We start from the raw sequence: 21,589 nt of genomic DNA, 5'->3' as shown, positions 1-21,589 counted from the left end.
CAGAGAAGGAATTAATCATGACACGAGTTATTCAAGGTAAGTTTCATCTGGCCCTGAGCCTCTGCCTGCTGCTCATCGGCAGCCTGGTAAGCGGCGCTAGTATGGCGAACATGCCTATCCTCAAGGGGATTGGTGGTGACTTTAGCCTGCGCAGTAGCAAGGGGGGCGAGGTACGCCTGTCGGATTTTAGCGATAAGGTGGTGATGATGTTCTTCGGTTACACCAACTGCGCCGATATTTGCCCGACCACAATGGCTCACATCAGCCAGCTGATGCATCAACTGCCAGCTGAGACGAGGGCGCGTATCCAGGTGCTCTTCATCAGCATCGATAGCGATTACGATACCCCCAAGCATCTGAATAAATACCTCAGCTATTTCGATCCCAGCTTTATTGGGTTGGTGGATGAGCGAGAGAAGATAGATGAAGTTGCCGCGCTGTTTAAGGCCGACTACACCAAGCTGGCCGAGGAGAAGGTAACGACCGAGTATAAGAAGCTGAGTCTGGAAGATAGTGATGCGCCTAAGCGTCAGGGGTATCTCTATTCCCACACCGCCAAGATATTCGTACTCGACGGTAAACAGCGGGTACGTGGCTTCTTCTACACAGGTACCCCCATAGATGAGATGCGTCAGCAGATAGAGAGTCTGCTTTAATCATGAAAGAAGGAAATTATATGAAAGCTCGATTCTGTTTGTTTGTTTTGCTTAGTAGTTGGATTGGCGCCGCTCACGCCAGCGAGCTGATGGTGCACGACGCCTGGATCCGCGGCATGCCGCCCACCTCTCGGGTAGTGCCTGTCTACCTGTCGTTGCATAATCCCAGCGACAAGTCACTGGTGCTGAAGGCTATCAGCAGTCCTAGAGGGAGCGTCGAGCTGCACCAGACCCTGATGGAAAATGAGGTGATGCGCATGCAGGGGGTTGAGGCGATTCAGATCCCGCCCCATGGCATGGTGAAGCTGACCCCAGGCGGCTATCACGGCATGATGTCGGGCTTTAAGGCCGGGGTCCCCGCGCTGGGTGAAGAGGTGGCACTGACCCTGACCCTGGAAGGCGGCGAGACACTGTCAGTGACGGCAAAAGTCACCGCTCAGGGAGAGGCCCAGGATCACAGCATGCACATGCATCACTAGGGCCTATTTATCTTTTAGATTTAATCTTTTGTGCAATTTAAACCTGTTTTACGCAAGGCCTTAGCAATGACACTTAGCGATTTATGTAAGTTGCTACCAAAACAAATAGGAGTGTTAGCGTGGCTCTAATTTAGCTTTTCGTGTTATTTGAGTTTGATTCATCCTTAAAGCCTGTGCATCATGATCTAGATCACGACCCGCTATCTGGTTGTGATTTAGATTAACGGAGCGACAGGACTAAGGAAGGCGCGATGATAACTGATCCACAGATTAAGGCCTGCATTCACAAACACCACCTGTTTTCGGCATTGGGTGAAGAGGAGCTTGGTCGCCTGCTCGGTCAGGCGGCCAAGATTAACCTGGCCGCCCATGAGAACCTCTTCTATCAAGGGGATCTGGCTAAACGTTTTTATCTGGTGATTCAGGGGCATCTGCAGCTCTATCGCACCAGTATGCAGGGGCAGGATAAGGTGATCGAGGTGGTGCGCGAGGGGCGTACCTTCGCCGAGGCGTTGATGTTTAGCCGCCAAGCCTCCTATCCCGTCTCGGCCCAGGCGGTTTCCCACTGCACCCTGATTAGCTTCGACAGTGAAGGTTATCTCGCCATGCTCAGGGGCAATCCAGATGCCTGTATCGCCATCATGGCGGAGATGAGCGTCAGACTACGTAAGGATATCAACGAGGTAGAGCTACTCTCGGTGCAGAATGCCCAATCGCGTCTGCTGCTCTTTCTGCTGCGTAATTTGCAGAAGACGGGCGATAATCAGGGGCGAGTGGAGTTGGATATTCCCAAACGTGTGTTGGCGTCGCGCCTGTCGATTCAGCCGGAAACTTTTTCCCGCCTGATGAAGAAGATGGTGACCGAAGGGATCATCAGCGAATCTCGTGGCGCCATAGAGATCAAAGATCTCAGCAAGCTCTATACCAGTGCCAACATGCCGCTGGCCAACCAGGATGTGAAACCTGAAGAGCCCCTCATTCGTAAGGGGAAGGCGCCCTGTCAGCAGATCGCTATCGAGATGTTGTAACAGGCCTGTCGAGCGGCTGACGCTCGGCGGTGCAGTACCGATCCCTGCCTGTTTCCTTAGCGCGATACATTGCCTTATCGGCCAGAGCCAGTAGGCTGTCCGGTGTGTCGCCTGTGGTTGTGGTGACTATGCCGAAGCTGGCATTGATGGGGATGAGGCTTCCCTGCCAGTTGAGGCTGGATTGTCTCAGGGCCTGCTGTAGTTTTTGGGCGATGATCTGCGCCTCATCGCCATCGGTTCCCGGCAAGATTAGCAGAAACTCCTCGCCGCCGAGACGACAGAAGAAATCCATGGCACGGGTGACCTTACCTACCTGCTTCGCCGTCCTGACGAGCACAGCATCCCCCGCGGAGTGACCAAACTTATCGTTTATCTGCTTGAAATAATCCAGATCGAACAGGATCAGGCTATAGGCCTGCCCGTCCCTGAGCCAACGTTGATGAAGCTGCTCCAGCCGTTGCTGCATGGCGCGTCGATTCCACAGCCCGGTGAGATAGTCTCTGTCCGCCAGTTGGCGCATCTTCTGTACCAGTCGGGTGAGGGCATTGCCCATCATGATCACGTTGATCCACAGGGTCATGACGACGAACAGCCATAGCATGGGGATGGCGTCGGCGCTCTGGATGCTGGCCAATTCGTTGGTCAGTGAAGGTGTTAAGGCCAGTAGCAGGGCCCTTAGGGCGAAGGCAAGCCCCATCAGGGCGATAGGGCTCAATAGGGTGACGGCGATGTGGCGTTTGACCGTGTGCTCCAGGGCAATCAGGTTGTCCTTAGCCATCAGCAAGAAAGTCGTGGCCGCCATGAGAGAAAAGAGCATGCCCAGGGTGTCGCTTGCCTCAATGCTTGGAGGCTGAGATAGCATCAATAGACCGGTAATGAGCAGCAAGATGCCATCCAGTCGTATGCTGCTGTTTAGCCTGAACAGGCGTTGAGTGCCGCTACGTAGCAGTACAAAGCCTAACAGTAACAGCATGTCGGCACCAAACCAGTAGAGATAGTTGCTGGTCTGATCCCTCAGGGTCGTGAGGAGTACCCCTATCAAAATCAAGAGATTGGCAAGGGAGAAGTAGCCGCTGGCACGAGGTGCTATGCCTAGGGGATAGGCCATCAGGCCCCAGGCGAGGGTGGAGGTGCCGGCGAGCAGACAGATAAAAAGAACCAGCAGCTCGGCAATGGGGTCAATATTCATAAGCGATCTTTTTATTTTTCTCCACTATAAAGCAGCCTGGGCATAGAGTGAACTTGCTTGTTGCTAAAATGTTACTTCACGTGGTAATCAATGCCTTGGGGTTAGTCGGCAGTGCCCAGGTAGTCGCGCTCGAAACTTAGTGCGTCCGCCGGCCTGCCATAGAGATAGCCCTGGCCGAAGTCGCACTCCTCTTGACGAATAAAGTCATCCTGCGCCTGGGTCTCTACCCCTTCGGCAATCACATTGAGGGTCAGCTTCTTGCCCATGGCGATGATGGCCCGGGTCAACTCCCTGTCTTGCTCGTTCTTCTCAAGGTTTGTGATGAAGCAGCGATCTATCTTCAGGGTGTCGAAGGAGTATTTTTGCAGGTAACTCAAAGAGGAGTAGCCGGTGCCGAAATCGTCGAGGGAGATCCTCACCCCCAGAGCCTGCAGCTGGCCTATGATATGTTGTGCCAGTTGCTCATCCTGCAGCAGCACACCTTCGGTGATCTCCAGCTCCAGTGAAGAGGCGGGGAGTTGGTACAGGCTTAGTAGATTGGCGATATAGTCGGCAAAATCTGAGTCGCGAAACTGCAGTGGCGAGATGTTGATGGCCACCCTAAACGGCCTGGTGGGATCTTGGCTCAGCCATTTGGCGGCTTGCTCTATGGCGGTGTGCAACACGAAGTTGCCGATGGCGATGATCTGACCATTGTGCTCCGCCAGGCTGATAAATTGATCCGGCGGCACATTGCCCAGCTGCGGGCTGTGCCAGCGAAGCAGGGCCTCGGCACCTATGACCCGCTTGTGTTGCAGGCTAAACAGCGGCTGATAATGCAGGCTTAGTTCCTGATGTTTGAGGGCATCTACCAGATGTGATTCCAGCAGGCAGCGGCGCTCGATATTGGTCTGAGTGTGCTTGTTGAAGAAACTGTAGGGTGTCCCCTCGGCCTTGCTGATACTCATGGCCGCCCCGGCTTTCTGCATCAGCTCCGAGGCCTCCTGGGCGTCCGTCGGCGCGACCGCGACCCCTATGCAGCAGGGAATATTGATGCTGAACTCTGCCAGGGCGAAGGGAATATTGGCGGTCTGTAATATGCTGTCGATCAGCGGGATCTCCAGGGGATTCCTGCCGCGGTGAGCGATGACGAATTCGGCGCCGGCGATGCGGGCAAACAGGGTCTCTTTATCCAGAATGCGTTTGATACGCTGACTAAAGAGTTGCAGCACCTTGTCGCCGACCACATAGCCATAGCTCTCGTTGATCGACTTGAAGTTACGCAGGCCAAAATAGATCACATAGGTAGACAGCTCATCTGGTTGGCTGAGTTGCTGGGAGAGCTGATTCACGAAACCCAGTCTATTGGCGAGCCCTGTGAGCGGGTCGTGATCCTTATGAAACTGCAATGAGTTTTCGATAACGGTGCGTTGCTCAATCTCGCTCAACAGTTTCTTATTAAGCCTGGTAAGTTCTAGGGTACGTTCCTGCACCTTGGTTTCCAAGATCTGGTTGAGATGGAATAGCTTGGCGCTCTGATACAGGCTGGAGAGATTGGCGTTGATGGCATTCTGAAACCGCGCCAGCAGATGGCGGAAGGTGCGGCCGTAGTCTCTCTCCTTGTTGTCCAGCATACACAGGGTACCGAAGGGTTGGCCGTTGGGCCAGGTGAGCGGTAAGCCGCAGTAGGCGATCATCCCCAGCTTTATATCTGGGTTATGATCCCACTCCTTATCTTTGAGGGCGTTGGGCACGACCAGCTCGGCCTGGCGCTTGATGACAGTCTCACAATAGAGCCCATGGCCCAGACTCTCTGTGTCGTGGCGCTTATAGGGATTGTCGGGGTGATGGCTGGTGGTGAAGACAGAGATATCTTTTTCCGTGACCCGCATGATCAAGATAGCCGGGGTGTCGACGATTTCCGACAGGAGATCCAATGTTTGCTGCCAGCCGTTAAACATCTCATCCGGCACTGCAAGCTGGGCCGTATTGACCTGAGTCTGGCTGAAGAGCGGGTCTTGCTCCAGCAATGAGAGAGCGTCTTGATAGGGCTTCATAGGGGATCCTGAAAAGCGCGTATTCGTTCTTTAACTAACTATAACCTAAAGATTTCATCCGTGTCCTTTACCACAGTCCAGTTTTGTTAATTTGTGTCTGCGTCGGCGCGATGACTCTCTTACCTATCATGGTGTTATGCCCAGAATAGCAAAATCTGAGGATCAATTGTTATTGGTCTAATGGGAAAGATTTAAGCAAACTGACTTTTTGTTAGCTTTGTAATCTAAGTGGGTTACATGAGAAAGAAAAGACCCGATGAGGGGGGGACCTCACAGGGCCTTTATGCTCTTGTCGTTCTTTTCTGGACTTAGAAACTTAGGTGTTGCTGTAGCGCCCGGCGCCACTCACTGCCGTTAGTTGTCATCCATACTTGGTTGGCGTTGATTTGAAGGTCTGGATCCTGAGGATGGGGCATCAGTCCGCCTAAAATGATGAGTTGATCGCCGTGAACCATGGCGCGATAACCACGCTTAGCATCGAAGGGGACATTATCCATAGCCTTGGTCCAGCTGGAGCCATCTTGAGAATACCAGAGATCGGTCAAGGTTTGGTTAGCGCCATATCCGCCAAAGGCCCATAATTTACCGTCAAATTCGACGAGCTGGTGAATATGTCTCGCGCCTAACCCTGTGGTAACTGCCTCTTTTGTCCAGGTGATGCCATCCGTAGTTGACCAGATATCACTGAGTTGAGTCGTTCGTGATGGGGTTTCATGACCCGCAATCACCCATAGTTTACCGCCAAAGCTGCTGATTTGGGTTACGGCGCGCGTGGGAAAGTTATTGTTGCCCACATCTGTCCAGTTGATGCCATCTTCCGAGCGATATACTACGCCGCTTTGTGTGTTGATAGCCCATAATTTATTGTCGAATGAATAGACTGAGTATTGACCGTCTTGCGTGCCAACATTTGGTCCGGTGAGAGCCTCTTGGGTCCAGGTTTTACCATCGAGTGATGAGTAGCTACCACTTGCGTGCAAGGCCCAAATCTTACCGGCAAAAGTAAGCAGCTTGCTGTCCGTCGGAAAGGGAAGCGTCGTGGAATCATCTAATGTCCAGCTGAAACCGTCAGTAGAGTGCCAACGAGTATTTACTTTCTCGAAATCTTCGTTGGTGCCAGAAAGCAGTTGTATCTCTCCCTGGTGACTGACTGCCTGAATGTCTGTCATGGCTGGTAGCTGATTATTGAGCGGGAGCCAATGCTTTCCGTCTGTCGTTTGCCAGTTGTCGTTGAGTATGATGCCATTCTCACTTCTGCCGCCGATAACGACCAGAGCATCATTATGTACCGCAGTGGTGAAGTATTTACGTACCCTATCTACCATGTAGGATTTTAAGCCGAAGTTTGCGTCTGCAGTTGCTAACGTCCAAGAGGCACCGTCGGTGGAGCTCCATACATCGTTTGGAAAGGCTGAACGATTTGGATCGAGCCGATCGATATAACCGCCAAGCAAAATTAATTGATTACCGATTTGCCTTACTTCATGGCGTTCTCTGCCCGAGAATCCAGCGTCATTTGATATTTTCGTCCAGTGAATACCGTCGTCTGAGTTCCAGATATCGGCTGTCTTCTGGGTATCGTTTCTGCCACTAAATTGCCAAAGTTTATCTTTAAATTCGACAAAGGCTGCGCTTACTCTCTGGGTTGCTGTCGAGTCTGACGACTCCAGCTTCCAGGTGATGCCATCGGTAGAGGAGTAGATCTCTTTGACATAGTCTCCGGCCTGAAAGTCATAGCCGCCGTATATCCACATCTTGTCATTGAAAGTGGCCACCGAATAGTTGTTGCGCTCGCTAAAGCCAATATCGGCATTCACCTGAATCCAATTGATGCCATCTGCTGAGCGCCATACATCGTTAAGCTTACTATTACTTCGTGTACCTACGAGCCAGATATGGTCTGCAAATGTATAAACTGCCATGGGGTGGCGTTCGCCGAAAGGAGCCTCATCAACCACTTTTTCCCAGATGTTGCCATCCTTTGAGCGCCAGATACTGGCATCATTACCTGCTTGCTCATAGCCGCCGATGAGCCAGAGATAGCCATCGAAGGAAACAGCCTTGGCCGAAGTGCGGCGAGTGAGGTTATTATTGGCGACATAGCTTGCCTGACCAGCATGTTGGCCGTGGAAGAGGTTAAAGTAGGCATCACTCATCGTGGTTAAGCTGCTGTCTATTAGCGGCACTGTGGATAGCTTGTCGACCAGCCCGTTATCGCAGTTGCTGAGATTGTTAAAGTCACAGTCGGCCTGAGTGGTTCTGGCTAGTTGCAGGGTAGTCTCTACATCAGTAGAGACTTCTGTGTCATCGGTACCTATCAGCAACTTGAGTGTTAGTGATTTTGGCGCGACAGAAGCAAAGAAGCTGCTGCTGGCTTTAAGGTAGTTGGCGGTTTCGGCGATCTCGGCAAAGATCTGCGTCTCGCCCGGTGTATGTGCCGTCACCTGTCCATCTGCATTCACCGAGGCCACGGCAGGATCTTGGCTGCTAAAGGTGATGTTAGCAACATCGACATTGACGGGATTCAGATAAGTTTGATCGATAAAAAGTGCCACTGTGCCAGTGTTGTCGAAGGCGATAGCCCTCTCAGCCTTGGCGACATTAACTTGGTAGGCGGCGGATGCTGCCAGGTACTTGGCATCTTCTGCTACTTGGACTGTTATTGTGCTGGAACCCGCGCTTATTATGGTGACTAAGCCATCACTGGAGACGCTGACAACTTGGGGGTTAGAGCTGGTATAACTGATGGCTCCAGTTCCCAACAGGTCCTGAAGCGAGTTGCTAAAAGCCTCATCACCGTAGGTTTTTTCTATGGTGCCACTTTGACTAAAGCTGAGTGTTTGGCTGAGTTTGACCGCGGTTTTATCTGTTTCTGATGAGCCGCTTCCACCGCCACAGGCGCTGAGTTGCGAGGCGAGTATAAGCATGCAGCCTATACGCATTAATCCCTTAAGCATAGTGAATATCCCTATCTTTTTATCAGTTGTTATTTTGAAGTCACGCTTGATTGCATGGTCCGAATTTATTGGCGTCTTAATTTCGCATTTACTTAACTAAGTCTTTGTGCGCAATAAAAATATTGTTGCCGCTATGTTATTGGTTTGTTGTTGCTTGGTCAATCATCAAGGGTAAAGAAAGTAAGGCGAATGAATGAAGAGTAATAGCGATTATTAGTAGGATTGTCTGTCTGAATTATAGGGAGAGAACGAGTAACTTGTTTATCGTTTTACGACTAGTGATTCCAGTTGAAGTGGCTGGTTGGCAGCCATTAAAAAGACTATCTTTTAATCATAAGCCAATTCATTTCTTTCAACTCGTTTGGGCTTGGTCTTCTCTCTGCCTTGCCGTTTGCGGGCACACTAAGGACCTTGTTATGCAAAGGACCTAGTCATACAAAGGACGCTTTTATGCAGATGACGCTCTCTTTTCTCGGCGCGGCCCAGGAGGTGACGGGGTCCTGTCATCTTCTCGATATCTCGGGCCGTCAGGTGCTGCTCGACTGCGGCCTTATCCAGGGCGGTAAGCTAGATGCCCTGCGCAATCACGAGCCCTTCCTCTTCGAGCCTACAGAAATCCATGCCGTGGTGCTCAGCCATGCTCATATAGATCATTCGGGGCGCCTCCCTCTACTGGTCAAGTCGGGCTTCACCGGCCCCATCTATACCCATAAGGCGACGGTGGATCTGTGTGAGGTGATGCTCAGGGATGCCGCCATGTTGCAGGTGCGGGATGTGGAGCGGCTTAACAAGAAGCGGGTGAAGATGGAGCTGCCGCCGCTGGAGCCCCTGTTCGACGAAGAGGATGTGGCGCTGGTCATCAAGCAGTTTGTCGCCCTCGACTATGAGCAATCTGTGCAGGTGGTGCCCCAGTTGACGGCCCGTCTCTGTGATGCCGGACATATCCTAGGCTCTGCCGTGGTCGAGTTATGGCTGGGGGAGGGAAGCGAGCGCAAGAAGCTGGTCTTTAGCGGCGATCTGGGTCGGGCGGGCATGCCGATTCTGGATGATCCTACGCTGGTCGACGATGCCGACCTGGTGTTGATGGAGAGCACCTATGGCGACAGGTTACACCGCAGCTGGGACGATACCCTGGCCGAGCTTAAGGCGATCTTCGCCAAGACTATCAAGGAGAGTCGCGGTAACATTCTCCTGCCGGCGTTCTCCGTCGGGCGGGCTCAGGAGCTGCTCTATCTGTTTCACCTCTATGCCCAGGAGTGGGCGCTTTCCAACTGGCGTATCTGTCTCGACAGCCCCATGGCGATCAAGGCGACTCAGATCTATGTGGCCAACTACCAGCTGATGGACGAGGACTTTAAGCGTTTCACTCGCCTGTCGCCGGGCAAACATCCGCTGCTCTCGAACGTGGATTTCATCGACAGTACCCAGGAGTCGATGGAGCTCAACGAGATCCATCAGGGGCTGATCATCATCGCCGGTAGCGGCATGTGTAACGGCGGTCGGATCCGCAGCCATCTGGAACACAACCTGGCCAATCCCCAGTCGGATGTGATCATCTGTGGTTTCCAGGCACTTGGTACGCCGGGACGCCTGCTGGTGGATGGCGCCGAGTCGCTCACCATACATGGCCGCAATATTCCGGTGAAGGCCAAGATACATACGGTCGGCGGCTTGTCGGCCCACGCGGATCAGGCCGAGCTGCTCCACTGGTATCGACACTTTAAACACACGCCGCCGCTGATTCTCATTCATGGTGAACGTGAGGCGCAGCAGCGGCTCAAGGCCGAGTTGATGCCAGAGGGGAGTGAGTCGCCCCATGTAGTGATCGCCGAGCGGGGCGATACCTTAGATCTTACCGCCTTGCCCGACCTGGTCTGGCTGCCTAGCCGAGAATAACCTTTTTCAACTAAGGCCTTAGGATACAATTTCTGCTAGCTTAAGCTACAAGCCAGCAGCTAGCCAAGGAAAGCCTCAATGGATGAACATATCGTCATACTTATCATCGCCTTAGTCGTATTGCTCTACGGCTATATCTCTAAGTGGCTGGCACGTTTCGATATCTCAGGCCCCATGGTGTTTACCGCCTTTGGCCTGCTCCTGTCTCCTTTTGGCCTGGATGTGACTCAGGTAAAAGTGGATGCCGAGTTTGTCACTATCATGGTGGAAATCGCCCTGGTATTGGTGCTGTTTAGCGACGCCGCCTTGCTGGATCTCAGGTTGCTTAAGCAGTCATGGCAGCTACCTGCGCGCCTGCTGTTTATCGGCCTGCCGATCACAGTCGTGGTCGGTACCCTGGTGGCCGGGCTCATATTTCCCGATCAACCCTTTCTCTATCTCTTGATGCTGGCTTTGCTGCTGACCCCCACGGATGCCGCGCTGGGTAAGGCTGTGGTCTCGGACCCTAAGGTGCCCAAGATGATACGCTCCACCATCAATGTAGAGAGCGGGTTGAATGATGGCATTATCTTCCCCGTGTTAATTACCGTGGTGGCCTTGATCATGAGTGGTCTGGAGCATGCCCAGGACCAACACTGGCTGGTCTATGTGATGCAGCAGATCCTGTTCGGCGCCCTGGTGGGCGGCGCCGTCGGTTATCTGGGGACCAAGTTGCAGACCTTCTGTTTCAAGCGAGATAGCATGGTAGATACCTACCTAAACCTGATTCCGATCGCATTGGCGATTTTAGCCTTCTATCTGGCCGAGGAGTTCTCGGGCAATGGTTTTATCGCCGCCTTCTTCGCCGGTCTCTATGCCGGTAACACAAGTAAGATGGCCAGGGGCCATATCGAAGACTTTGCCGAGAGTGAGGGGGAGCTATTGGTGTTGATCAGCTTCTTTATATTCGGTCTGGCGTTCGTGCCCATGACGCTGCCCTATATCACCCTGGAGGTCGTGATCTACGCCCTGCTGAGTCTGACCTTGCTGCGCATGCTGCCCGTGATGATCTCCCTGATTGGGACTAAGTTAGATCTGGCCACCCGCGCCTTTATCGCCTGGTTTGGCCCCAGGGGAATCGCCTCTATCCTCTATGTGCTGATCGTCGCCCATGAGATGGGTAGCATCAAGGGATTTGAGACCCTCTATGCCGTGGTGACAGTGACCGTATTGATGAGCATACTGGCCCATGGGCTGTCGGCTCAGCCGCTAGCCAACTGGTATGCCAAACGCCATCGGCAGGTAACGGCTAGTGCCGATGGCGAGGACAGTGCGGTTTAGCTCTGCAGACGATCTGTTTGGCCGTCGAGCCTCTGCACACTCTTGAGCAGCATGTAGAGGCAGGTGCTGAGCAGGCAGATGCCGAGGTAGATCATCATGCCGTGGCGCCTGTCGCTCAGGGTTAAGGCCAGTAAAGGACCGGCCACAGAGCCCAGGCTATAGCAGAGCAACATCACCTCGGTCGCCGAGACTATCTTAATGCTCGGCAACCTGTCACAGGCCAGCGAGATGGCGATAGGGTAGAGGGCGAAACTGGCCGCCCCCAGGATGAAGTAGCTCAAGGCTTTGAGCTGCAAGGCGCTGGTCTCGATAGCGCCGACCACACCGATCAAACCCACCAGGGTGCACATGGCCATCAACAGACGTTTATCCATTCTAGGCGAGAGATAGCTGATCAGCGGCTGCACCGCCATGCCGCCCAGGATAATCGCCGCCATCAAGAGCCCCGTTTGGGTTGGATCGCCGACCTGATTGTCGATATAGACGGGCATCAGGCCATAGATGGGGCCAAGCAGCAGGCCTGAGACCAGGCAGCCTATGATGGCTGGGCGACTCAGGCTGGCACTCTCCTTGAGTGAGAGCCTCTGCTGGGCCTGATGGGCCGGCTCACCCGAGCGGATCAGCACGGGTGCCAGTATGGCCAGCAGGAGCAGGGCGATAACAAACAGATAAGGCAACACGCCTTGAGTGCCAAGTTCACCTATGGCCAGCTGGCCTAGGGCGCTGCCGCCATAGAGGGCGGCCATGTAGATCCCCAGTCGTTTGGCACGAGCCTTGACGCTGTTTGCCATCAGTAGCCAGGATTCGACCACCACAAAGACGCCCGCGACGGCGAAACCTGCGAGCAGGCGCGCCGTGAGCCAGATGCAGGCATGGGGCAATAACAACATGGCCAGTATGCTGGCGATCAGCAGGGTGAGAAACAGTACTAAACTGCGTCTGTGGCCCATCTTGGTGATCAGGCGCTCTACCCGTAATGCGCCTAAGAGCAGACCCAGATAGAAGATGCTGGCGAGCCAAGGGGCGAGATTCGGCGAGAGGCCGAAGTTGCCCAAAGATAGGGGGATCAGGCTCATCAGAAAACCTGAGGCGACGGCAAAGAAGGAGAGACCTATTACGGCTGCCGTAGGATTGTTCGATTTACAGTTATCGGCGACGTCTAACACCAATAATCTCCAAATTAAATTGTATAAATGGCGTCTTAGAGGTGTTTGTGTGCTGGACTGCCATTTACTAAGTGTTTAGCGGGGAGCGAAATGTAGTGCCAGCGAGGTGTTAAGTAAAGTTAATTTTGATGTTTGATGGTTTTTTGAGGTGAAATTTGCGGTATCAGAACGATTTTTGCCCTTTTGAACATGTTTTGTGTCTAAAGTTTGTACGACTGGTTTTGTTGGAGGCGTCTTGTTTTTGGGCTGGCATAACGCTGGTTTAAAACTTTAAGTGGTCAATTTCGGTGTTAATGGTCTATTTTAATGTTTCTAATTTGTTATTTGTTGTTGATTTGTAGGTAAGGCCGTAAACTTTCAAGTTGACGGCCAGATTTTTACCACTTTATTCAGTCTTTTCTAATCTGGCTAGGCTAACCATTAGCAGTTTGCAGCGATTCAGTTAATGCTCTGCCAATGTGAGAGCCACTATCTTCAGTGGATGGTTGCCGTCGAAGGAGGGGAAGTCTTGATGGCAATGGATCCACTCAAGGCTGGCGACCTGCCGTCCCTGTTTCTCTACGCAGCGAATCAAGGCATCGAGCCAAACCTGACGCTCTACCTTGGCGACGTTGTTGCAGCAGACTATGGTACCGCCCGCCTTGGTGGCTAGCATGGCGGGCTTGAACAGGCTCTGATAGTCGTTGATCAGATCGACCGTGCCGAAGGGGCTCTTGGCGAAACGCGGCGGATCGAGGAATACCAGATCGAACTGGCGCGGCGTCAGTTTAGGGTAACTGGGGAGTCGCTGGTTGCGGCGTCCACCCACCTTCATCCCCGCCAGTTGGCGCATGGCGGGAAAGGCATCGCTCTGAATAAATTCACACCTGTCGCTTACCCCATTGAGTTCGGCGTTGCGACGGCCGGCGGCCAGGGCAAAGGAGGAGAAGTCGACGTTAGTGACCGATTCTGCACCGCCGACGGCGGCGGCCGTACCTATGCCGCAGGTGTAGGAAAACAGGTTCAGCACAGACTTACCCTTGCTATGGGCCTTCACATATTCCCGGCCGACACGCATGTCGAGAAACAGCAGGGGATCTTGTCCTTCATGGCGTAACTTGCTGATGAAGCGGATGCCATTCTCTGTCATCTCCTGCTCGGCGCTGGCGAAGGCGTCTAGCTCAGGCGTCAGCGGGTTGAGAATACGCGAGTTTTTATTGGATCTATCATTGTAGATAGCGGGAAGATCTTGGGTCTGCTTGAGCACTTCACCGAGGCTTTCCAGCTCATCCTGGGTCAGACTCTGGTGAAATGATTGGATTAGCCAGGCGTCGCCATAGCGATCTATGGTGAGTCCGTCTATCCCCTCGACCGTGCCGTGAAACACGCGAAAACAGTTGGTGTTAGCGGCTTGTGCCGCGGCGAGTAGCTCGGCTCTTTGGCTGATCGCCTGGCGCAGCAGGTCGGCGTTCGACATGATCTTATGATCCCTAATCGGTGGTATGCTGAGGTGAGCGCGGATCATAGCAAATATTTGCCCCTTGGGGGTGATTAACTCAGACGTTAGCAAGAGGGCGTAGGATGAAACTCGTGTTAGTCCATGGGATCTTTAATACCGGCCAGGTGATGGGGTGGATGCGGCGTCAGTTTGAGCGTCAGGGCTATGAGTGCCTGACGCCGACCCTAGCCCCCTTCGATGGTCGCCGGGGGATAGCCTTTGCTGCCAAACAGCTGCAAAGCCATATCGAGGCGACTCTGGCCGAGGGCGAGACTATCTGCCTCGTCGGCTTTAGCATGGGCGGCATAGTGGCCCGTTACTACCTACAGCATCTGGGGGGCGAGAAACGCACCAAGGCGCTGTTTTCCATCTCATCTCCCCATCACGGCAGCTATCTCGCCTGGCTGCCCTATCCGTCACGGGCGATGCGCGAGCTGAGGCCTAAGAGTCAATTGTTGTCTCAGCTGGCCGATTGCCAGGAGCGCCTAGAGGGGATCGCCCTCTACTCGTTTCGCACGCCCATCGATTTCACCATAGTGCCGAGTCGCAGCTCCCATTGGCCGAGGGCCAATAATCGGGTGATCTGGCGACCACTGCACCTGTCGATGATCTTCAGTCGCCGCGTGGTGGCAGAGATCCTAGCGGGGGTGGTGCAACTGTCGCCGGGCGGCGAGACTACGCCACAGACCGGGCAGGGCCTCCAACGAGCAGAAGAGTAGCCCAACCCATATCAGGACAAAACTCACGGCCTTGATGCTATCGAACGCCTCGTTAAACAGGAAGATCGCCAGCAGGAAGTGCATGGTAGGCTCTATGTATTGCATCAGGCCGACCATGGAGAGGCTGGTGTGACGAATCGCCAGGGCGAAGAAGATCAATGGCAACAGGGTCACGGGCGCCGAGCCAATGTAGAGCAGTAGTGTGCCCGTGCCGCTCGATAACGCCTCACTCTGGCCCGTGGCACTAAGCCAGAGCAGATAGCCGGCGGCGATGGGGGTGAGCAGGGCCGCCTCTATGGTGACAGAGGTGAGCGAGTCGAAGCGGATAAATTTCTTACACAGGCCATAGAGGGCGAAGAAGCTGCCCATGAGCAGTGCCAGCCAGGGCAGCTGACCATAGGCCATCACCATGTAGCCTATACCCAGAGTGCCGAGTACCACAGCCCATTTCTGGGCGACAGACAGCCTGTCTTTCAGAAACAGTACTCCCAGTCCGATGGCAAACAGTGGGTTGATGAAGAAGCCCAGGCTTGCCGCCAACACCTGACCATGGGTCAGTGCCCAGGTAAAGCTGTACCAGGAGACACACATGATAAGTGATGCCAAGGCGCACAGAGCCACCGAGGGCAGGTTAGCCTTAAGCATTTCCAGGCTGGGCAGAGGTTTACCAAGCAGTAGAAACACCAGCAACATGAAGGGCACTGAGCCGAGCAGGCGAATCGCCAGCATTTCGGTGATATCCGCGCCCGGCAGAAACTGATAGTAGAGGGGCATCAGCCCCCACAGCAGAAAGGAGACGATCGCCAGGGCATTGCCTTTGGCGCTAACTTGGGTATGGCTGGGCATAGGGCTCGTAAGTATTCTCTTGCTTATGTTCTATTGGGTCGTGTGCTGGGCACTGCCTTGTCATCGCTCACTCGTCTGACGCTCAGACTGCCGGGTTTGCTCATTAGTCTGATCTCGAAAAGCGCTAGCCGGTGAGCCACTAGTCGGTGAGGCGTAAGCTGTTAAGGTGCAAGCTGTTGAGGCACTTGTCGTTGACGCATTAGCTAGTGAGGTGCTGAGTCACATGGGTGAAATACCCGATTACCATCTAGATGACTGAAAGTGGCGCGGATTCTCCCATGCCTATGGCTTCTTGGCTGTGAGTTTGATCACTCTTGTTGGGTTTTGTTTTGATCTGAGCCTAGACTGGCGCCTTTGGGGAAACACTTGCATTCCAAGGCCCCGTCTAAGGTACAATCTGGCCCCTGCAACTCCCTTTTTGATGAGCCTTAAATGAACAAGATCCATGTACAGATGACCAAGGATGGTTCCCACACCTTGATGAGCAGCCTGTTTGACGACAGTTATCATGCCCATAACGGCGCCATCAGCGAGTCTGAACATGTCTATATTCAGTCGGGCCTTGCCGATCTGGACCCCAGCTTCGAGCGGGTGAATATTCTCGAGTTGGGGTTTGGCTCGGGCATGAATGCCATGCTGACGCTAAAGCAGGTGCTGGGCAGCGATGGTAAGCCGGATAGGCTCATAAGGCCGATACGTTTCGTGACGGTAGAGGCCTATCCAGTGCCTAGCGATGTGATCGCTCAGCTGAACTACAAGGAGCACCTGCCGCCAGCACTGCAGGACCTGTTCGATCGCCTACACAGCGCGCCCTGGGGCGAGGATGTCACCCTGTTTCCCGGCTTCGTGCTACATAAGATCCACGGCATCTGGGATAGCCTGGCCTTGCCGGAAGATTCAATAAACCTGGTGTTCTACGACGGCTTTGCACCGAGCAAGCAGCCCGAGCTCTGGACCCAGGATAACTTCGATCGCCTCTTCCCCATGATGATGCCGGGGGGCATGCTGGTGAGCTACTGTGCCAACGGTCAGTTCAAGCGTAACCTGAAGGCCGCAGGCTTCAGGGTGAAGCCCCATCCCGGGGCTCTGGGGCGCCGGGAGATGACCCGCGCCTGGAAGCCTGAGCCGGGAAATGAAGAGTAAGCCGGGACAGGAAGAGTAAGCCAGAATCGTTATTGAGATCCGCTCAGGCTTGCTGGGTACCGAGAGCGCTTTTTTGTTTGTAACAAGTCATTAACTGAACTTTCTTTTTCGCCGGGAATCGATAGATTAGAACCCAACTCGCTTCACATAGGGAAATGATCTGTGAAATTACCGGCAATTCGTGCCCTCGTGCCCTGGCTTACCGCCAGCCTGACCCTGCTCTGTTCCATGCAGATCTTAGCCGATAAGGCGCCGCCGCTGGCGTTTGTGTCCCAAACGATCGATACCGGCTTTAAACTCACCCACCCGCTGGAGAGCCTCAACTTAGTCGGCGATGCCAACAAGGAGCTACTGGCGATAGGCGTCGATGACCGCCAGACCAAATGGCTCGCCGTCTATGGCTTAGATTTAGATAGCAGCCAGTATCGGCTGCTGAATAAGATGCCTCTGCCTGGCGATCTATATCGATACGATGTGAGTGCTACGCCAAAGCAGGCCAATTTACAGCAGGGCAATTTACAGCAGAACAATTTACAGCAGGGAAAGCCACAGCTGGCCGATTCAATTCAGTCTGTCTACTTCATGTCGCGATCTCATCTCTCTGTGTTGACGGTCAGCGACCAGGGGCTGGCACTTCGCCAGCTGCTCGATGTGGCGCCGCTGGTGGTGAAACCCCGCGTCGAATTCATTGCCCGCGGCGAGTTTGTGCAGGATCTCAACGGTGATGGTCGCGACGACTTCATCGTGGGGCAGTTTGAGCAGACGCAACTCTTTCTCAGTCAGGAGGATGGCTGGCAGACCCAGACCCTGGCAATTCAGCCCAAGGTGCTGCTCTATCGCGATGGTGCTCGTTACAGCGAGAGTAAGCTCTATTTTGCCGACATGAATGTCGATGGGCGCGACGACATCATCAAGGTGGGCGAGGGAGAGCTGGAGATCTATGCCCAACATGAAGATGGCAAGTTCGAGACTTATCCCAGATTTCAGGCGGTGAGTCAGGCGATCAGCGGCCTGGACTGGTGGGACAGGCGTGACGCCTATGGTGAGGCGCTGGATCAGAGCGATCTCGTGTACCGTAAGGTAGAGGCACTTCAGGATGTCGACGGTGACGATCTTGTGGATATGGTGGTGCGTTATACCAAGAGCTCTGGCGTGCTCGATAGGGTCAACGACTATGAGATCTACCTTGGGATTAAGGGGGAGAAGGGAGTGACTTTCGGCAAACAGCCCCAGAGCGTGATCCGCGGCGATGGCACCCTGACGGGCTTCGAGCTGGTGGATATCGATCTAGATGGTCGCAGTGAGGTGCTGGTATCCGGGTTCGATATCGGCCTGTCACAGATCATAGGCGCCTTGGTGTCGGGGAGTATCGACCAGGATGTGCATCTGTTTACCATGGACGATAAGCGGCGTTTCGCCGCTAGGCCTAACATGAGTAAGTCGGTGGAGTTGAGTTTCAGCCTGACCTCTGGGCAGAGCGGCGCCCCTGTGGTTAAGCTGGCGGATATCAATGGCGACAAGCGTCAGGATCTGCTGCTCTCCGATGACGAGAGCGAGCTGGACCTGTTTCTGGGCAACGCCAAGGGCGCACTCTTCGATCGCAAGGAAAGCCTTAAACTCACCCTGCCTATCGATGGCGACATGCTCAGCTGCGAAGATCTGAATCAAGATGGTAAGGCGGATCTGCTGATCAAGTATGGCAGGCAGGATAAGGTAGAGTTGCAGAGCAAGTTCCTGGTGATAATGACCCAATAGTGATTCCGCCTTGAGTGGGCGAGGTGGTGAAAATGGCCTGCCGATACACTTTGTTTCAATCTAGCTGCGTCTAGGTGGTGGCAAATAATCCAACGGGTTTCAGTGAGTTGGCTCCAATTAACGCAGAACTCATCTAAAGGGGCTAACTGGTTTAAGTTTTGTTTAATTTTTCACCCATACCCTGAGGTCGAAGGTGACTCTTGGTCATCCAGAGACTAAGTGTAAGGGTTGTGTATGATAGGTTTTGGCAGCGCCAGCAGTTCTGCAGGAGCAGATGTCGCAGTAAATATCATCACCTACCTGGGAGCCGGATGCTTGTTGGTGGTGATCATAGGTTTTGCTATCGCCCTGTATCAGGAGTGGCAGATGGTGCGCCGCTTCGATGCCGAGAAGCAGAGGCAGAGATTCTTCGATAGCCTCTCCAACATTACTCCTAAATCCCGCTAGGGGGGTTAGCGACTGGCTACTCTATGCGTTTAGGCATTAGCTCATATGCAAAGCGCTAGTTGAGCGAGAGTCTGGCCTGCTCGGCCACTAATGCCACAATCTCGCGATTTAGGCTGAGCATCTTCTGTTCGCTCCGATGCACTGCTCTTACATCTGCGGCGCCCAGATACTTGTCGATACGCCCTGTCATGTCGCTATGGTGTCGTGTGTGCTCATCTTCATCCTCTAGCCGCCCATCGAGTGGATGTTGCCAAAACCCGTCTGTGTCATCGGTGTGCCATTGTGTCTTGAGTGGATACAAGGGAAAGCCTCCTGAGTGCGTGACCGCGCTAGGATAAGCGAAACTTATGCCAATTAGATGACAGGCGAAATAGCTAGTATTGGACGAGCCGGTTCCTGGCTCAGTAACGGTTTTGCACCATCAGGGGGCATCACTGGATACAGGAAAGTGCAAACTGGCGATACAGCCCTCATTGTCATTGCTGAGGCTAAAACGCCATTGATAGCGCTTACATAGGGCCTCGACGATCTCCAGCCCTAGACCATGGCCCTGGGGGCGGTTATCGCTGCTGCTCATGCCACGGCCCTGATCTTTCACCCATATTCCCTTTTCATCGACACCTATGGTGATGCGGCCGCTGTCGCTGGCGTTGATGGCATTATTAAGCAAGTTGATCATTAACATGCGTAGCACGGCCTCGCTGGGTGCTATCTGTGGCGTAGCATCGAGCGTGAGACTCAATTGGATCTGTTTCTGACTCGCCAGAGGCTCGACCTCGGCAAGGATCTGTCTAAGCTCCTTCTCGTCGAGTGCCCTGAGTTCGGCTCTGTTTAAGCCTCTCTCCTGTTTCACCAAGCTGAGCAGCGCATCTATGATCTGCTGCATATTGCCGGCGGCCTTGGCGATACGATGGCGTTGTCGTTTGAGAAACTCAGGGTTGCCCTCTTGTTCCAGCAGGCGGCTGGCCCCCTGGATGATGGTCAGTGGGGTTCTCAGTTCATGGCTAGCATAGCGGGAGAAGGCCTGCTCCCGTCGGATCAGCTGGGCTATCTCTTGCTGATAGTGGTTTAGGCTGTCGGTGAGGGCATGAAATTCCAGGGTGGCATCCTTGGAGACGCGAAAGCGTCGATCGCCCTCGGAGTCCTCTAGCTGATTGCTGATGGCTCGGATGGGGGCGATTAATCTGCGGGTGAGCAGGGTGATGGCAAAGCCAAACATGGCGAACAGCATCAGGGTGACGGCCAGGATCACCAGGCTGATGCTGCTCCATTCGCCGCGGCTCAGCTCTACCTTCTCGGCATCCATCACCAGGATGAGGGGATGTGTCGCCTCGCCGTGGCTATACTGGCTGCGCAAGATGAAGATATCCTCCTTGAAGGTGTCGTGTAACTCATCGAGAAAGCCAAGGGGGAGATCGGTAATGGCCTGATACTCCTCGGGTAAGGAGGAAGCATCGTTATAGGCGGTGATAGTGGTGCTTAGGATCTGTGGCGAGCTCGCGCCCTGTTCGAACGCTGTCTGAGCGCTGGGGGCTATCTGCTCCAGGGTGCGGCGGTTGAGCTCATCTTCGACCCAGTAGAGGATCACGATACTCAGCAGGTAAAGAATGGCAGCGACCAGGAGGGCGATGCCACCGAAGTAGACACTTAGCTTACGGGTCAGACTCTTGGCAGTTTTTCGCACCAGTTGGGCCTCTATTGCTTCACGTCTAACCGAAAGCCAATCTTAGGCACGGTCAGTATGATGGGGGTGTCGAAGGGGTTATCCACCTGGCTTCGCAGCTGGTACATGTGGCTACGTAGGATGTCGCTGTTAGGTGGCTCCTCGCCCCACAGGTGCTGCACTATCTCCTCGCGTTTTACCACGTTGGGGGCCCGGGAGATCAGCAGGTGCAGGATCTGATAGCAGCTGGGGGTCAGCTGCAGTTTCTTGCCGTCTCGGTAGGCCGTGTGCTCGGCGATGTTGAGAGTGAGCGGGCCACACTGCTGACAGCCCTGAGCGACGCGTCCCAGCTGACGCTTGATCAATGCCTGCAGGCGTACATGCAGCTCATCGAGATCGAAGGGCTTGGTCAGGTAGTCGTCGGCGCCGCTGTGAAAGCCTTGCAGCAGATCCTGTTTATCGTCCAGCGCCGTCAACATCAGGATAGGTACGCTGGATCCCTGCTGGCGCAGGACCTTGGCCACGGCGTAGCCATCCATCTTAGGCAGCATGAGATCCAGTATGATGGCGTCGAAATGCCCGTCGGTGGCGAGGCGAAGGCCTAGCTCGCCATTGCTGGCATAATCAACCTGAGCCCCTTGGGACTCCAGGTAATCTCCCAGGACGCCGGCGACATCGGCATTATCTTCGATGATGAGTATTTGAGTATTGTGCATGTCACCTCTCTCTATGATGTGACGATAACCATACTAGCGTGAAAAAGATGTCGATTACATTGTAATTCAAGCGCCTCCGATTGGATTTGGCAGGCG

General features: G+C 53.9%; 18 protein-coding genes. 9 read left to right on the top strand and 9 right to left on the bottom strand.

The genetic code is table 11. The features are described from left to right. Nucleotides 1–17 precede the first annotated feature (17 nt). The 3 genes from GNT65_RS03845 (at nucleotide 18) to GNT65_RS03835 (ending at nucleotide 2,163) form a co-directional block, all read left to right on the top strand. Nucleotides 18–656 (top strand): SCO family protein, encoded by a 639-nt coding sequence (locus GNT65_RS03845; protein WP_160793794.1) that lies wholly within the window; start codon nucleotides 18–20, stop codon nucleotides 654–656. 20 nt (nucleotides 657–676) lie between these two features. Then, nucleotides 677–1,135 (top strand): copper chaperone PCu(A)C, encoded by a 459-nt coding sequence (locus GNT65_RS03840; RefSeq protein ID WP_160793793.1) that lies wholly within the window; start codon nucleotides 677–679, stop codon nucleotides 1,133–1,135. A gap of 251 nt (nucleotides 1,136–1,386) precedes the next feature. Then, nucleotides 1,387–2,163: a Crp/Fnr family transcriptional regulator gene (locus GNT65_RS03835; protein ID WP_160793792.1), complete on the top strand. Its 777-nt coding sequence runs from the start codon at nucleotides 1,387–1,389 to the stop codon at nucleotides 2,161–2,163. On the opposite strand, the gene GNT65_RS03830 is transcribed toward GNT65_RS03835, so the two are convergent. The 3 genes from GNT65_RS03830 to GNT65_RS03820 form a co-directional block, all read right to left on the bottom strand. Further along, nucleotides 2,147–3,352 (bottom strand): GGDEF domain-containing protein, encoded by a 1,206-nt coding sequence (locus GNT65_RS03830; RefSeq protein ID WP_160793791.1) that lies wholly within the window; start codon nucleotides 3,350–3,352, stop codon nucleotides 2,147–2,149. The genes GNT65_RS03835 and GNT65_RS03830 overlap by 17 nt on opposite strands. A 101-nt stretch (nucleotides 3,353–3,453) precedes the next feature. Beyond that, nucleotides 3,454–5,388 (bottom strand): bifunctional diguanylate cyclase/phosphodiesterase, encoded by a 1,935-nt coding sequence (locus tag GNT65_RS03825; protein ID WP_160793790.1) that lies wholly within the window; start codon nucleotides 5,386–5,388, stop codon nucleotides 3,454–3,456. Nucleotides 5,389–5,696: 308 nt separating this feature from the next. Continuing rightward, complete coding sequence (locus GNT65_RS03820; protein ID WP_160793789.1) at nucleotides 5,697–8,345, bottom strand: DUF6242 domain-containing protein; 2,649 nt, start codon at nucleotides 8,343–8,345, stop codon at nucleotides 5,697–5,699. A 450-nt stretch (nucleotides 8,346–8,795) separates the two neighbouring features. Here GNT65_RS03820 and GNT65_RS03815 point away from each other — a divergent pair, with 450 nt between their 5' ends. Continuing rightward, entirely contained in the window at nucleotides 8,796–10,241 is a 1,446-nt protein-coding gene (locus GNT65_RS03815) for an MBL fold metallo-hydrolase RNA specificity domain-containing protein (RefSeq protein ID WP_160793788.1), read from the top strand. Nucleotides 10,242–10,319: 78 nt separating this feature from the next. Continuing rightward, complete coding sequence (locus GNT65_RS03810; RefSeq protein WP_160793787.1) at nucleotides 10,320–11,561, top strand: cation:proton antiporter; 1,242 nt, start codon at nucleotides 10,320–10,322, stop codon at nucleotides 11,559–11,561. On the opposite strand, the gene GNT65_RS03805 is transcribed toward GNT65_RS03810, so the two are convergent. Both GNT65_RS03805 and GNT65_RS03800 read right to left on the bottom strand, forming a co-directional pair. Beyond that, nucleotides 11,558–12,727: an MFS transporter gene (locus GNT65_RS03805; RefSeq protein ID WP_160793786.1), complete on the bottom strand. Its 1,170-nt coding sequence runs from the start codon at nucleotides 12,725–12,727 to the stop codon at nucleotides 11,558–11,560. The genes GNT65_RS03810 and GNT65_RS03805 overlap by 4 nt on opposite strands. A 442-nt stretch (nucleotides 12,728–13,169) precedes the next feature. Beyond that, complete coding sequence (locus GNT65_RS03800) at nucleotides 13,170–14,183, bottom strand: class I SAM-dependent rRNA methyltransferase (RefSeq protein WP_160793785.1); 1,014 nt, start codon at nucleotides 14,181–14,183, stop codon at nucleotides 13,170–13,172. 104 nt (nucleotides 14,184–14,287) lie between these two features. Here GNT65_RS03800 and GNT65_RS03795 point away from each other — a divergent pair, with 104 nt between their 5' ends. Next, nucleotides 14,288–14,923, top strand: a complete 636-nt coding sequence (locus GNT65_RS03795; protein ID WP_160793784.1) for an alpha/beta fold hydrolase — start codon at nucleotides 14,288–14,290, stop codon at nucleotides 14,921–14,923. Here the strand turns inward: GNT65_RS03795 and rarD are convergent. Beyond that, nucleotides 14,843–15,769, bottom strand: a complete 927-nt coding sequence (gene rarD / locus GNT65_RS03790; RefSeq protein ID WP_160793783.1) for an EamA family transporter RarD — start codon at nucleotides 15,767–15,769, stop codon at nucleotides 14,843–14,845. The two genes, GNT65_RS03795 and rarD, sit on opposite strands and share 81 nt — an antisense overlap. Nucleotides 15,770–16,201: 432 nt before the next feature. On the opposite strand from rarD, the gene mnmC2 reads away from it, so the two are divergent. The 3 genes from mnmC2 (at nucleotide 16,202) to GNT65_RS03775 (ending at nucleotide 19,114) form a co-directional block, all read left to right on the top strand. Continuing rightward, nucleotides 16,202–16,912 carry a tRNA (5-methylaminomethyl-2-thiouridine)(34)-methyltransferase MnmC2 gene (gene mnmC2 / locus GNT65_RS03785; protein WP_160793782.1) on the top strand — a complete coding sequence of 237 codons (711 nt, stop codon included), beginning with the start codon at nucleotides 16,202–16,204 and terminating at the stop codon, nucleotides 16,910–16,912. A 162-nt stretch (nucleotides 16,913–17,074) separates the two neighbouring features. After that, complete coding sequence (locus tag GNT65_RS03780; RefSeq protein WP_160793781.1) at nucleotides 17,075–18,667, top strand: FG-GAP-like repeat-containing protein; 1,593 nt, start codon at nucleotides 17,075–17,077, stop codon at nucleotides 18,665–18,667. A 234-nt stretch (nucleotides 18,668–18,901) separates the two neighbouring features. After that, nucleotides 18,902–19,114 (top strand): intracellular growth attenuator family protein, encoded by a 213-nt coding sequence (locus tag GNT65_RS03775; protein ID WP_160793780.1) that lies wholly within the window; start codon nucleotides 18,902–18,904, stop codon nucleotides 19,112–19,114. 55 nt (nucleotides 19,115–19,169) lie between these two features. Here the strand turns inward: GNT65_RS03775 and GNT65_RS03770 are convergent, their stop codons facing one another. From GNT65_RS03770 to GNT65_RS03760, 3 genes are all read right to left on the bottom strand, one after another. After that, entirely contained in the window at nucleotides 19,170–19,415 is a 246-nt protein-coding gene (locus tag GNT65_RS03770; RefSeq protein ID WP_160793779.1) for a hypothetical protein, read from the bottom strand. A gap of 120 nt (nucleotides 19,416–19,535) precedes the next feature. Beyond that, the gene (locus GNT65_RS03765) at nucleotides 19,536–20,798 is read right to left on the bottom strand and encodes a histidine kinase dimerization/phospho-acceptor domain-containing protein (RefSeq protein WP_160793778.1); all 1,263 of its coding nucleotides are present in this window, start codon (nucleotides 20,796–20,798) and stop codon (nucleotides 19,536–19,538) included. Between the two features lie 11 nt (nucleotides 20,799–20,809). Continuing rightward, nucleotides 20,810–21,493 (bottom strand): response regulator transcription factor, encoded by a 684-nt coding sequence (locus GNT65_RS03760; RefSeq protein ID WP_160793777.1) that lies wholly within the window; start codon nucleotides 21,491–21,493, stop codon nucleotides 20,810–20,812. Nucleotides 21,494–21,589: the final 96 nt, after the last annotated feature.

Origin of the sequence: Shewanella insulae, assembly GCF_009831655.1 — a bacterium.
Taxonomy (GTDB): domain Bacteria; phylum Pseudomonadota; class Gammaproteobacteria; order Enterobacterales; family Shewanellaceae; genus Shewanella; species Shewanella insulae.
The sequence above is the reverse complement of the archived record's forward strand: the minus strand, read 5'-3'. Positions and strand labels throughout refer to the sequence as shown.

Bases quoted from the DNA above. Each gene is read 5' to 3' on its own strand.
- GNT65_RS03845 (WP_160793794.1), top strand. From the start codon at position 18: ATGACACGAGTTATTCAAGGTAAGTTTCATCTGGCCCTGAGCCTCTGC.
- GNT65_RS03840 (WP_160793793.1), top strand. From the start codon at position 677: ATGAAAGCTCGATTCTGTTTGTTTGTTTTGCTTAGTAGTTGGATTGGC.
- GNT65_RS03835 (WP_160793792.1), top strand. From the start codon at position 1,387: ATGATAACTGATCCACAGATTAAGGCCTGCATTCACAAACACCACCTG.
- GNT65_RS03830 (WP_160793791.1), bottom strand. From the start codon at position 3,352: ATGAATATTGACCCCATTGCCGAGCTGCTGGTTCTTTTTATCTGTCTG.
- GNT65_RS03825 (WP_160793790.1), bottom strand. From the start codon at position 5,388: ATGAAGCCCTATCAAGACGCTCTCTCATTGCTGGAGCAAGACCCGCTC.
- GNT65_RS03820 (WP_160793789.1), bottom strand. From the start codon at position 8,345: ATGCTTAAGGGATTAATGCGTATAGGCTGCATGCTTATACTCGCCTCG.
- GNT65_RS03815 (WP_160793788.1), top strand. From the start codon at position 8,796: ATGCAGATGACGCTCTCTTTTCTCGGCGCGGCCCAGGAGGTGACGGGG.
- GNT65_RS03810 (WP_160793787.1), top strand. From the start codon at position 10,320: ATGGATGAACATATCGTCATACTTATCATCGCCTTAGTCGTATTGCTC.
- GNT65_RS03800 (WP_160793785.1), bottom strand. From the start codon at position 14,183: ATGTCGAACGCCGACCTGCTGCGCCAGGCGATCAGCCAAAGAGCCGAG.
- GNT65_RS03795 (WP_160793784.1), top strand. From the start codon at position 14,288: ATGAAACTCGTGTTAGTCCATGGGATCTTTAATACCGGCCAGGTGATG.
- rarD (WP_160793783.1), bottom strand. From the start codon at position 15,769: ATGCCCAGCCATACCCAAGTTAGCGCCAAAGGCAATGCCCTGGCGATC.
- mnmC2 (WP_160793782.1), top strand. From the start codon at position 16,202: ATGAACAAGATCCATGTACAGATGACCAAGGATGGTTCCCACACCTTG.
- GNT65_RS03775 (WP_160793780.1), top strand. From the start codon at position 18,902: ATGATAGGTTTTGGCAGCGCCAGCAGTTCTGCAGGAGCAGATGTCGCA.
- GNT65_RS03760 (WP_160793777.1), bottom strand. From the start codon at position 21,493: ATGCACAATACTCAAATACTCATCATCGAAGATAATGCCGATGTCGCC.